Source organism: Paenibacillus sp. KS-LC4, assembly GCF_036894955.1.
In the GTDB taxonomy this organism is placed as follows: domain Bacteria; phylum Bacillota; class Bacilli; order Paenibacillales; family Paenibacillaceae; genus Pristimantibacillus.
On sequence record NZ_CP145905.1, the window covers coordinates 3,960,705 to 3,972,909 of the forward strand.

10 protein-coding genes and 1 other RNA gene are annotated in these 12,205 nt (G+C 48.8%); 2 read left to right on the plus strand and 9 right to left on the minus strand.

Going from position 1 to position 12,205, the window contains the following annotated elements; all coding sequences use genetic code 11:
- Positions 1 to 12 precede the first annotated feature (12 nt).
- Positions 13 to 513 carry a YpuI family protein gene (locus tag V5J77_RS16630; protein WP_338551943.1) on the minus strand — a complete coding sequence of 167 codons (501 nt, stop codon included), beginning with the start codon at positions 511 to 513 and terminating at the stop codon, positions 13 to 15.
- A 207-nt stretch (positions 514 to 720) separates the two neighbouring features.
- On the opposite strand from V5J77_RS16630, the gene V5J77_RS16635 reads away from it, so the two are divergent.
- The gene (locus V5J77_RS16635; protein ID WP_338551944.1) at positions 721 to 2,601 is read left to right on the plus strand and encodes a S8 family peptidase; all 1,881 of its coding nucleotides are present in this window, start codon (positions 721 to 723) and stop codon (positions 2,599 to 2,601) included.
- Positions 2,602 to 2,965: 364 nt separating this feature from the next.
- On the opposite strand, the gene rnpB is transcribed toward V5J77_RS16635, so the two are convergent.
- Positions 2,966 to 3,372: RNase P RNA component class A (gene rnpB / locus V5J77_RS16640), an RNA gene on the minus strand.
- 133 nt (positions 3,373 to 3,505) lie between these two features.
- Here rnpB and V5J77_RS16645 point away from each other — a divergent pair.
- The gene (locus tag V5J77_RS16645; RefSeq protein WP_338551945.1) at positions 3,506 to 4,825 is read left to right on the plus strand and encodes an ISNCY family transposase; all 1,320 of its coding nucleotides are present in this window, start codon (positions 3,506 to 3,508) and stop codon (positions 4,823 to 4,825) included.
- Positions 4,826 to 4,928: 103 nt separating this feature from the next.
- On the opposite strand, the gene V5J77_RS16650 is transcribed toward V5J77_RS16645, so the two are convergent.
- From V5J77_RS16650 to V5J77_RS16680, 7 genes are all read right to left on the minus strand, one after another.
- The gene (locus V5J77_RS16650; protein ID WP_338551946.1) at positions 4,929 to 6,050 is read right to left on the minus strand and encodes a Nif3-like dinuclear metal center hexameric protein; all 1,122 of its coding nucleotides are present in this window, start codon (positions 6,048 to 6,050) and stop codon (positions 4,929 to 4,931) included.
- A complete protein-coding gene (locus tag V5J77_RS16655; RefSeq protein ID WP_338551947.1) occupies positions 6,017 to 6,805 on the minus strand; it encodes a tRNA (adenine(22)-N(1))-methyltransferase TrmK in 789 nt (262 codons plus the stop codon). Before V5J77_RS16655 ends, V5J77_RS16650 begins: the two co-directional genes overlap by 34 nt.
- Positions 6,805 to 7,650, minus strand: a complete 846-nt coding sequence (locus V5J77_RS16660; RefSeq protein ID WP_338551948.1) for a hypothetical protein — start codon at positions 7,648 to 7,650, stop codon at positions 6,805 to 6,807. The genes V5J77_RS16655 and V5J77_RS16660 overlap by 1 nt, the downstream gene beginning before the upstream one ends.
- 147 nt (positions 7,651 to 7,797) lie before the next feature.
- Complete coding sequence (gene rpoD / locus V5J77_RS16665; protein WP_338551949.1) at positions 7,798 to 8,934, minus strand: RNA polymerase sigma factor RpoD; 1,137 nt, start codon at positions 8,932 to 8,934, stop codon at positions 7,798 to 7,800.
- A gap of 34 nt (positions 8,935 to 8,968) precedes the next feature.
- On the minus strand, positions 8,969 to 10,804 hold the full coding sequence (gene dnaG / locus V5J77_RS16670) for a DNA primase (protein WP_338551950.1): 1,836 nt from the start codon (positions 10,802 to 10,804) through the stop codon (positions 8,969 to 8,971).
- Positions 10,805 to 10,846: 42 nt separating this feature from the next.
- Positions 10,847 to 11,293, minus strand: coding sequence for a YaiI/YqxD family protein (locus V5J77_RS16675; RefSeq protein ID WP_338556871.1), 447 nt, complete (start codon positions 11,291 to 11,293; stop codon positions 10,847 to 10,849).
- A gap of 61 nt (positions 11,294 to 11,354) precedes the next feature.
- Positions 11,355 to 12,170: a pyruvate, water dikinase regulatory protein gene (locus V5J77_RS16680; RefSeq protein ID WP_338551951.1), complete on the minus strand. Its 816-nt coding sequence runs from the start codon at positions 12,168 to 12,170 to the stop codon at positions 11,355 to 11,357.
- Positions 12,171 to 12,205 lie beyond the last annotated feature (35 nt).

Sequence of the window (12,205 nt, forward strand, 5' to 3'; positions counted from 1 at the left end):
ATTCATTCTGCCTTATTTTTGCCCCTGCATCCGGCGCTGGGTCATGTAGTCTGTTTCGTAGTAGGCAAGCTCATCGCGCAGCTCTTCGTAAATTTTGGATAAAGACAAAACGATATCGCGGGCTTCACGAACAGGCTTGAACAAGAAGCGAATCGCGTCTTGGCCTGTGTATGCATAGCGGCCATCTTCCGAATAACATTCATTTTTAGGATAGAAGAAGGCATTTACACATTGATGATACACTTCGTACAAGGCACGTTCTGCAAAATCGTTATCAAAATTGGGGCGTCTGAGCAATACTCCCAGCTTTTCAACCGAGACCTCAGAAAACACCAACAAATGTCTCAAATCGGATAGCAGGCCTTTGTAAAAATTTTGCGCCTCATCACTGCTTTGCTCCCCATTCAATTGTACGAGCGAATAGTGATTCAAAAATGGCTCCAATTGATTCACAGCTTCTTTTAGTTTAATACGGGTTGTCTCACTAAGTGGTTTGACATTAGTCGCTGGCATAGGTAGTTCCCCTTTCTTCAATCCAAACAAGCTTAAACGTTGCAAGCTCATAAAACTCTAGGCATCAACATAGTACCACAAATTACTTGCAGATGGTACTGGAGAAACGCTGATTGTGCCGCATATTTTCTGGATTTTAAAGCGAACCTATACATCAAACAGGCTCATGCTGTTATTCCAGCTGTCATTTAATGGAGGTTTGTACAAATGAAAAAGAAATGGATCGGCGTTTTTACCGTTCTTGTTGCGGCGACGCTGCTAATTCCTACTGCACCTTTGTTTCTTCCTCAAGGGGAAAAACCCGCTGCACCTGTCAAAAGCTTGTCTGCCGATCAGGAGAAGCAGCACAAGCTTCGTACGCTGGGTCGGGATATGGAGGCCACTTCTTTTCTGTGCGTCTCTGAATGCACCAAACAATTTTACAAGCTAATGGACACGAGCCAGGCCGGGAAAACTCGGACAACAGGAAACGCAGTAGCGACCAAGCACGTTACCAGCATGATGAACATGCATAAGCACATGTCCTACATTCGCTTGATGAACGGAGAGCGAAGCGTACAGCGCGGTGCCATACCTTCTAACTCCGGCAAAAGTGAGGTAGAAGCAGCTGTGGCAGCTGTCAAGCAGGGCAAAACGTACGAATCAAGGCCCTTTGTAAATGAGAGTGGCAGCCGCTTCATCGTGCTCGGGGTTCCCCATCAGAAATATCGCGGCATGGGCGTCGTCGGCGTCATTAAGCAGGATATTGTCACTCAGGTGGAGCGACATCAGAAGCGCAATTTGCGGCTTGTCCCCTATCCGAACGAGGGCAACTACCGAATTGAGTCGGTTATTCCAAATACGAACCGTGATACAACGGTGAAGACTGGGGAAGACAATGGCAATGCCAGCCACTATCATGTGAAGGATGTTGTCGTTCATTTTGCCGAGAAGGTAACCGATGAGCAGCTTGAAAAAATGAAGCAATCCGTTAACGCGGTTTCCGTCAACCAAATTAATCAGATCGACAATACGTATGTGTTCCGTTCCCGGAATATGGAGGCGAAGCAAATGAAGGAATATTTCAGCCGCTCCTGGAAAACGGAATATGTCGAGCCTCACTATTTATATATGACGAATGAAACAAATAATGACGGCGACAGCGGAGACGTCATTCCCAATGACGCGCTGTATGCCAAATATCAGTGGAATCTGCCCTCCATCGAAACGGAGAAAGGCTGGAAGCTGTCAAAGGGCAGTGATCAGGTCATTGTAGCAGTACTGGACACTGGCGTCCAATTGGATCATCCTGATTTGCAGGGCAAGCTGCTGGAGGGCACCAACATCGTCGACAGTGAGGCAAAGCCCGATGATGATGTCGGTCACGGTACGCATGTAGCTGGCATCATTGGTGCGTCCGTCAACAATGGCGAGGGTGTTGCCGGCTTATCCTGGTACAACAAGGTGATGCCGGTCAAGGTGCTCGACAGCAGCGGTGCTGGCTCAACCTACTCGGTCGCTCAAGGGCTGATCTGGGCAACTGATCACGGCGCCAAGGTTATTAATATGAGCCTCGGCAATTATGCACAGGCTGATTTCCTGCATGATGCCATTAAATATGCGTACGATCATGACGTTGTACTGATTGCAGCCAGCGGCAATGACAATACGGATCGCCCGGGCTATCCAGCCGCTTATCCCGAAGTATTCGCTGTTGCGGCAACAGATTCCGCGCAGAAAAAAGCCTCTTTCTCCAACTACGGTGACTATATTGATGTCGCCGCACCGGGAGACAGCATTGCCAGCACGTATCCTGGAGGCCAATATGCGGCGCTCTCCGGCACCTCAATGGCAAGTCCGCATGTAGCGGCGCTAGCTGGCCTCATTCGGTCTGTCAATCCAGATCTGACGAATGAGGAAGTGATGGAAATTATGCGCAAATCAGCTGTTGATTTAGGCGACCCTGGTAAGGATGTTTATTTTGGCTACGGAGAAATAGACATTGACCGTGCTCTCAAAGCTGCAATGAACTTTAATACGGCACTCCAGACGTACCCAGACAAAACGAAAAACCGCCTCAATGCCGTCACGCGCAAATATGAAAAATAAGCTGCTAGGAGACTGCGCTGGCATGGCAAACAGGTTTAAGCTGCTTGTCCGAGGGGCTGAATAGAAACTATAAAAGCATGGCTACGAAGCAGCTTATTTGCTTCCAGCCATGCTTTTATTTAACTGCTTGAACTGCTCAAATAAAATCGGATTAAGCTCCATATGCAAAAAAGAGATGCAGGGCCGTTAGCTCCCGAAGGAACGTCCACTACCATCTCTATAATCGCAAATGACGCAAAGTACAAAATATAAGAATTTATAAGTTTCACACTTATCATTAGGCTTATATTTCTCGGATTGAAACATGCCTTGCCGCCAATGGACGGCGATAGCCGTTTCACCTTGTTGCTTGTTTAAGTTCGTTACGGAAAGTTTGCCGTAAGCCGGGTTCTGTACTTTCAGTGGTCCAAACGGTGACGACCCTCCCACTAAGAAAGCGACAATCATCTATCTACGCCGCCTATTGCTAAGCGGCTCCAGCAACCAACCCGGACGTGCCTCAGGCTAAGGCTGCAGCTCGAAGCTGCAACGTCCTCTCGGTCTTGCTCCAGATGGGGTTTACCAGGAATACAGTCACCTGTACTCCTCGTGGTCTCTTACACCACGGTTCCACCCTTGCCTGTGCTGGCACGAAGCCAGCCATCGGCGGTCCATTTCTGTGGCACTATCCTTCAACTCGCGCTGACTGGACGTTATCCAGCATCCTGCCTTGTGGAGCCCGGACTTTCCTCTCGCGGCAACAAGGCCGCCAGCGATTGTCTGTCAAACTTTCCGGTGCATCAATCAGTATACAAGGTATTGACGTAAAGCTCAAGCTTTAATCATTTTCCTGTTGTTCTTCTGTGATAATGTCACCCCATAACTGTTCTGAGATAATGTCACTATGGGACAGGAGACCATTACATTGACGAGAAAAGAACTGAAGAAGATCCATGTGGTGCAGAAAATAGGGGATGGACATCTGACAAACAGCGAGGGGGCTTTGACGCTAGGAATTTCCGTTAGACAAATCATTCGACTGAAGAACAAATATAAAGCAGAAGGAGAATCAGGCATTGCCCATAAAAATCGGGGAAGGAAGCCGATACACGCATTAAAGGAAGACATAAAAGAACGAGCAGCCGAGTTATACACAGCAAAATATCAGGGCAGCAACAGTTGCCACTTTGCCGAGTTGCTCCAAGAGCATGAGAACATGGAACTGAGCCGTTCCAGTGTGAGACGTATTCTGCTCGCTAAAGGACTCAAACAAGCCAAGCAAAGACGCCAGACGAAGACTCACCAGCCTCGTCAGCGTAGAGCCCAAGCGGGCATGCTCTGGCAGATCGACGCGGCCTCTTATGCATGGTTGGAGGAGCACACTCCCGCCTTTTCCTTGCATGCGGCTATTGATGATGCTACGGGCACTGTCGTTGGCGCTGTATTTCGCCCCAACGAATGTCGGGAGGGTTACTCGATTGTGATGCAACAGGGTATCCAGAAATATGGCATCCCGCTTAGCCTTTACAGCGACAGACACACGATCTTCCGCTCGCCCCATGAGAAGCTTACCGTCGAACAGGAACTTGCTGGCGAAACAAAGCCTCTCTCTCACTTTGGAAAGGCGATGGCTGAGCTACATATTGAACATATAAAAGCAACCACGCCACAAGCGAAAGGCCGTGTTGAACGCCTCTGGCTGACCTTACAGGATCGTCTGGTCATTGAGCTACGGCTGCTTGGCATCACCTCAATGGAAGAAGCAAACGTAGCGCTCCCACGGCTCATCGCGAAGCATAACAAGCAATTTGCCGTTGCTCCGCGTTCCAGCGAATCCGCCTACATGAAGCTCCGCGATAACGTTCAACTTGATCATATCTTTACGATCCGCGAGCTTCGAACGTTGGGGTCAGGCCATACCCTTTCTTATGCGGGTACGGTCTACACTTTCGCGGAACCCTCACCTCAGCGTTTTGACGCGAAATCAGTCGTTGAAGTGCGCCAGACGCTTTCAGGAGACGTGTTCATTTGGCATCGTGGACAAGCTTTGCAGCTCAAGAAAACAGAACGGCCTGAGCCCGAGCAAAAGAAAAAGGCGAGTTCTGCGCAGCCACGCAAACCCGCCAACGATCATCCGTGGAAAACCACGCATGACAACAACATCACTAAGCGTAACACAAAACCAAGTACGTTCCAAGACAAGATAAATTCGCAGCACAACGATTATTTAGAGGCCTCCTGGTAAGGGCGGCCTCCACGCTTACAAGTGACATTTTCATAGCACAGTTAAGGTGACATTTTCACAGACGATTGACAGCTTTAATCATTTTCCAAGCTGCCGCTAGGCGTTATACAAAAGTAAAAGGCTCCGTATGAATCGCAGAGGCGATTGCCTTTGTATCTGATTTGCGCGACTCCAGCTGCACATTAAGCCAATCGGCTGTACGCTGCTTCATTATTTTTTCCACATTATGGCCCGGGTCAATAATCGCTATTCCCGCAGCGAGTGCATCATGAGCGGTATGATAGTCAATATCGCCCGTAATGAGCACATCAGCTCCGGCAAAAATCGCATGACGAACGTAGCGCGCCCCTGAGCCGCCCAGTACAGCCACTTTACGCACAACACGTTGTGCTTCACCAACTACCCGAACAACGGGCACCTCAAATGCCTGCTTCACACGCTCTGTAAGCTCAGCAAGCGTTACAGGCTCGCTCAGCTTACCCGCTCTGCCCAGTCCAACTGAACGGCAAGTTAAGTCGATTTCGTACAAGTCATAAGCAACCTCATCGTAAGGATGGGCTTTCAGCATCGCTTGCACGGCTTTGCGCTTTAAGCTGTCTGGGACAACGACCTCAAGCCGGACCTCAGCTGTTTTCTCCAGCTTGCCAGGAGTCCCAATATAAGGCGTCGTTCCTTCCCCAGGCAAAAACGTTCCCGTTCCTTCGCTTATAAAGCTGCAGCGGCTGTAATCGCCGATCTGGCCGCCTCCTGCGCTCCAAATCGCCTCCAGCACCTTTTCCTCATGTCCTTGAGGCACGAATACGACGAGCTTGTTCCACTGGTCCGTGTGCACTTCCTCCAGGCAAACACGCCCTTCCGGCTTTATACCGACCAAATCCGCCATCCAATCGTTAATGCCGCCATCTGTTACATCCAGATTGGTGTGGGAAATGTACACCGCTATATCATTTTTGATTAGCTTCTCATACAGCTTGCCTGCTGGCGTGGAAGTATCCAGCTTTGAGAGCGGGCGGAAAATAATGGCATGGTGGGCAATAATCAGCTCTGCTCCAGCCGCGATCGCCTCGTCCACGACCTCATCCGTCACGTCGAGTGCCACGAGAATATGGCTAATGGGCTTCGCCAGCGTCCCAAGCTGCAGCCCGATTTTATCATTTTCTACCGCATAATGCTTTGGAGCAAGCTGCTCCATTATTTGGACGACGGTTTGTCCATTGGCAAGCATGCGAGCACCTCCTTCATAATCGTTATCTCCTGTCGCAGCTGCGCCAGCTTGCCAGCTGCTTCCGGCTGCTCTGACAGGGATAGGCTTTGGCATACGCGTTCCAGCTTTTCAAGCTCTGCCTGCCATTTTTGATGAAATATCGGAATCGGCTTGCGCAGCAAAAAAGGTCCCATCCGCACGAGCAGAGCTAAGCGAATTTCCTCAGACAAGGAGTCAGGCAATAAGGACGTGTCATACACTTTAGCGTGATGCACCTTGCTCTCTTGGTCATCTTGCTTCTGAGCATGGAGAACCTCGTAAATCTTTCCGTCCTCCTCCATGATCGTCTCAGCAAGCAGCGACCAGCCGTGCTCAAGCAGCCAGCTTCTGACCCGGTCCTCGCCAACATTGGGCTGAAGCACCAGCTCTTTGACGCCCTCAAGCTTTCCAGCCTGATAACCAGCCTCCAAAATATCGCTCATTAATGCGCCGCCCATACCCGCAATCGTTACCGTATCAACCTCCAGCGGCTGAATGACGGATAAGCCATCTCCTTGGCGAACATCGAGCTTATGTAGCAGACCTACTGCTGCTCCCTGCCTGCGTGCCGCATCAAACGGCCCTTTATTTAATTCTCCGGCAATCGCCGAGGGCACTATTCCCGCTTGCAGCAAATAAACAGGCAGCTGCGCATGATCTGATCCAATATCAGCTATACGCGAGCCCGCTGTTACATAGCCCGCAATCGTTTGTAATCGGTTAGAAAGTTTCAACATTAAGCAACCCACACTATCCATTTTTTTCTCATTGCAAACAATAATATGCCGCCTAAAGCGATTTTAATGAGCAGCTGCAATTGCAGCCAATCCGTTTCCAGCACAAACAGCATTGCATACAGCTCAGGCATAAACCATACTAAAGCACAGGTTACGAACAATACAGCCGAAACCGGCTTCGACCATTGATGTACGAACCAGCTAGCCCATCCGAACAAGCCCGACAGCGGCAACCAATAAAGCTGAATGCCATACCATGCAGGAGAATCGGTCAAACGTGACAACAGCCATGCATATACGAGCAAGGAAGCAATCCAGCCGCATAAATGCAAAATATGAATACGAGCGCTAATGCCATATACGATCCAAAATACAGAACAGAAGCCAAGCAAGCATGCCTGCCAGTACCACTCCTCGATGCCATGGAAATTTAGCATGTACATTCCTGCCCCAAGCATAAGCAGCATGCCTACCCCACCGATTACAAGACCAGTGGCTTCATTTCGTTTACGTACCCGCTGGGAAATAATAAGTGAAATGACGACTGCTGAAGCGACGACCCCTATTTGCAATAAAGGATGAAAAGCGTTAAAATAAAGCACAACCAAGGAAATTAAGGTAAAAAAACCAAAAGTAAGCAGCCATTGCTTCCCTGACGCTTGCGAAGCGGCCATGACCGCCTTACCGATTCCGCGTGAAGAAGCTTGCCTTTTTTTGGGATCTTCTTCTTGATCGGGATCCACATATAAATTAAGCAGAAAATCACAATACTGCTGCGGCAGAAGCTTGCTTCTGCTCCAATAATCGATCTCTTTAACAATGGTCTGCCGACGCTCTTCATTCATCCCGGGCTTATTCCTTTCAAGGGAACTTTATACCAACTCGTGTTTTGAAAAAAAAGACCTTGCTGCTCGTTCATGCAGAAAGGTCTAATCTGTAAAACATTATAACGATATCGCGTTATAAAACCTGCCTACCGTTCTAAACACGATTTATTCAAGAAAATCCTTCAAGCGTTTGCTGCGGCTCGGATGACGCAATTTGCGAAGCGCCTTCGCCTCAATTTGCCGGATCCGCTCGCGAGTTACGCCGAACACCTTGCCCACTTCTTCCAGCGTTCTTGTACGTCCGTCATCAAGACCGAAGCGCAAGCGCAAGACATTCTCTTCACGCTCGGTAAGCGTATCGAGCACATCCTCAAGCTGTTCCTTCAGCAGCTCATAAGCAGCTGCATCCGCAGGAGCAAGCGCCTCCTGGTCTTCAATGAAATCACCAAGATGGGAATCGTCTTCTTCGCCAATCGGCGTCTCCAGCGATACTGGCTCCTGAGCGATCTTCATAATTTCCCGAACTTTTTCCGTGCTTAGCTCCATCTCCTCAGCAATTTCTTCCGGTGATGGCTCACGTCCCAATTCTTGCAGCAATTGACGCGATACTCTAATCAGCTTGTTGATCGTTTCCACCATATGCACGGGAATTCGGATCGTCCGCGCCTGATCGGCAATCGCCCGTGTAATCGCTTGGCGAATCCACCATGTCGCATACGTACTGAATTTAAAGCCCTTCAAATGGTCAAACTTCTCAACCGCTTTAATCAGGCCCATATTGCCCTCTTGAATCAAGTCAAGAAACAGCATGCCGCGACCAACATAACGCTTGGCAATACTGACCACTAGACGAAGATTCGCTTCAGCCAACCTGCGTTTAGCTTCCTCGTCTCCGTTCTCAATTCGACGTGCAAGTTCAATTTCATCGTCAGCAGAAAGCAGCGGAACGCGTCCAATTTCTTTTAAGTACATGCGAACAGGGTCGTTAATTTTGATGCCTGGCGGCAGCGCCAAGTCATCATCAAAATTAAAGTCGTCCTGCTCTCTTTCCTGTTCTCCTTCACGATTATCAAGCGGGTTATGGCGCTCCTCATCGTTTTCATTGAGAACCTCAATCCCTTGATCATCCAGTTGCTCGAAAAACTCGTCAATCTGCTCCGGATCTTGGTCGAAAGGCGATAATTTCTCCATAATCTCTTTATAAGTTAGGGAGGATCTCTTCTTACCCTGTTCAATCAGCTGGTCTTTGACTTGATCCAGCTTTTGTTCAGCTTCCAATCCAGTATGCTGATCATTCGCCATATTCCGACTCCCTCCTCCCTAGAAACCCAAGCTTTTATTGTCCTTTAAGCTGTCTCTCTAGGGCATTAATCTCAATGTGCATTTGCGCGGCTAGTATATGATCTCCAGCCCGTTCTGCCTTTACCGCTTCTTCCTTCTTACGCTCCAACTCCCTAAATATTGGAACTTTACTAACATGCTCAATATTGGCAAGCAATGTCTCTTCAGTAAAAGGGACATCCTCCATCATGGAAATGGCGGCGGCTGCTCTCTCCAAACGATCATCTCTAAGAGAATCAATAAAGCCTCCGACATCGGAATCATTATCCTTTGCATAAAATGCGTACAAATAAGCAGCTAGTGCTGCATGATCCTCCACATCGAACGCTTCCCCAAGCTTATCATGAACCACAAGCGCTGATCCTCTGTCACGCATCATAACATGAAGCAATTGCATTTCTGCTTTAACATAAGCAGGAAGCACTGCTGGAGGGCCCGAACTACGGCGATTTTCATTCCTACCATTATTCCACGAATTATCGTTATTATCCCCTTGCGGCTTCTTTTTTTGCAGCTCCAGCACTTTGGCTTGGCAGTCCTGCTTCAATACGTCAAGGGGGAAATTAAACTCGCGGGACAACTCCTGTAAATAAACTTCGCGTTCAATAGCGGAATCCAAATCAGCAACAATGCCAGCCGCCTCGAGCAAATAGTTTTTACGGCCTTCTTCTGTTAGCAGTATATGGTTTTTCCTTGAATATATAAGCTTAAATTTTGTGATGGTTGCCGCTCCGTCGATTGCTTCCCTAAGAAAGGTATCTGGGCCGTATTCCTCAATGTACTCATCGGGGTCCTTACCCTTTGGCAGGATGGACACTCTAACTCTAAGCTTGGCCTTCTCGAGCATCGGAATGGATTTCAAAGCAGCTGCTTGTCCGGCATCATCGCCGTCATAGCACAGGATAACCTCCTCCGCCTGCCTTCCGAGAATGGCACAATGCTCCTCAGTCAATGCGGTACCCATCGTTGCGACACCATTATTTACGCCTGCACTCCAAGATTTAATAACATCCATATATCCTTCAAACAGAACGACCTGCTTGCTCTTGCGAATAGCTGGCCTTGCATGATGCAGATTGTAAAAAACTCGGCTCTTCGTAAACAGCATCGTTTCCGGGGAATTCAAATACTTGGGTCCGCCTTCACCAATTACCCTTCCACCGAAAGCAATTACTTTGCCGTCACGATCCCATATCGGGAACATGATTCGGCTTCTGAAACGGTCGACATGACCGCTGCCGTCATTTTTAGCCGATAACAAACCGCCCTTTTCCATTAAAGCTGGGTCAAAATTTCTTGCGGTTAAAAATCGGTTAAGCGTGTCCCATTGGTCCGGCGCATACCCTATCATAAAGTGGTCGATCTGCTTTTCCCTGAGACCTCTATTAAGCAAATAGTCTTTAGCAATTTTGCCATGCTGTGTGTTATTCAATAGATAGTTATACAATTTCGCTGTCAACTGATGAGCTTCAAGAATGGCTAAGCGGTCTAAGTCAACTTCTTCGCGCTGACTGCCCTCGGCGCCAGTCCAGGTTACAGGCATCCCCGCTTCCTCGGCAAGCACTCTGACCGCCTCTGGAAAAGAGTAGCCCTCGATCTCTTCCACGAATCGTATGACATGTCCGGTCTTACCGCAACCGTAACAATGGAAAATTTGCAGCTCTGGCGTGACCGTGAACGATGGGGTCTTCTCAGAGTGGAAAGGGCATAACCCCTTCATATATTTGCCGTGCTTCGTGAGATGAACATACTTCCCGACTGTCTCTACGATGTCATAATGACGGCGTACCGCATCTATGACCTCCTCCGGTATTTTATTACCGTATGTCATCGTTCATCACCTTCATCCTAAGTAACACGTAAATAATATTCGCTAAATGTCATGTTTCTCCTGCTCGCTTTGCAAAACTTTTGTCATCTTTTGTTGAAATCGATCTCGATCCTCCGTTGTCATCGCTTTCGGACCCTTGGATTTACCGCCGCTGCGCCTGCGTTTGGCTTGTTCATGACGGCGTTCCATCAAATAATCAATGTTGTCATCGGTATATTGCTCGCCGCGCGGCGACAGGACAAGCGCCCCCTTGCCAAGCGCAATGCAGGCAAGACCGAAATCCTGAGTAACCACAATATCGCCCTTCAACAAATGATTAACGATATACATATCGACGGAATCCTTCCCCGCCTCCACCTGAACAACGCTAACGCCCTCTTCAGCCGCAAGGTGATGATCATAAGAAGAAACCATTAGCACCGGCAATGAGAAGCTGCGGGCAATTTGCTTAATTTCCGCTTTGACGGGACAAGCATCTCCATCCACGATGATGGTAGGTTTGTTAATAGAAATAACGACTCACCGCTCGTTTCTGCTCTAGAATAGCGCCCTAAGTAAAGCGGATATGCTCCATAATCAGGCTTGCCGTTTCTTCGACCGCACGATGGGATACGTCAATAATGACACAACCCAGCTGCTTCATGATGGACTCCGCATAAAGCAGCTCCTTCTCGATGCGGTCTGTCGCCGCGTAAGATGCGCTGTTCGGCAGCCCAAGCGCCTTGAGCCGTTCCTTGCGAATAATGTTCAAATAGGGCACGCCAATCGTCAGCCCTATAATCTTCGCTTTCGGAACATTAAACAGCTCTGCGGGCGGCTTAAGTTCCGGTACGAGCGGAATATTCGCCACCTTGTATTTCTGGTGAGCTAAATACATAGATAACGGAGTCTTGGACGTTCGGGATACGCCGATGAGCACAATATCAGCTTTGAGTACACCCGAAGGATCCTTCGCATCATCGTAACGGACAGCAAATTCAACAGCGTCCACCTTGCGGAAATAATTTTCATCCAGCACATGGTTGAGACCCGGCTCCTGCCGCGACTGCTGTCCCGTCTTCACTTCTAGACTTTGGATGAGCGGGCCGAGCAGATCAATCGACACGATATCATATTGCTCTGCCAGCTTGCCCATCGCCTCGCGCAAATGCGGGATGACGAGCGTAAATAATACGATCGCACCCGCTTCCTGAGCTTGGCGGACTACCCGTTCAAGCCCCGTTACATCCGTAATGAATGGCGCTCTGCGGATATCCGTCTGAATCGGATGAAACTGTGCGACGGCAGCTCTTACAACTAGCTCGCCCGTATCGCCAGCTGCATCCGAAACGACATAAATAATGACATCTGTCATTGTTTTTGCCATATTTTATCATCCTCCCCTTCTTCATTAGAAGTTGT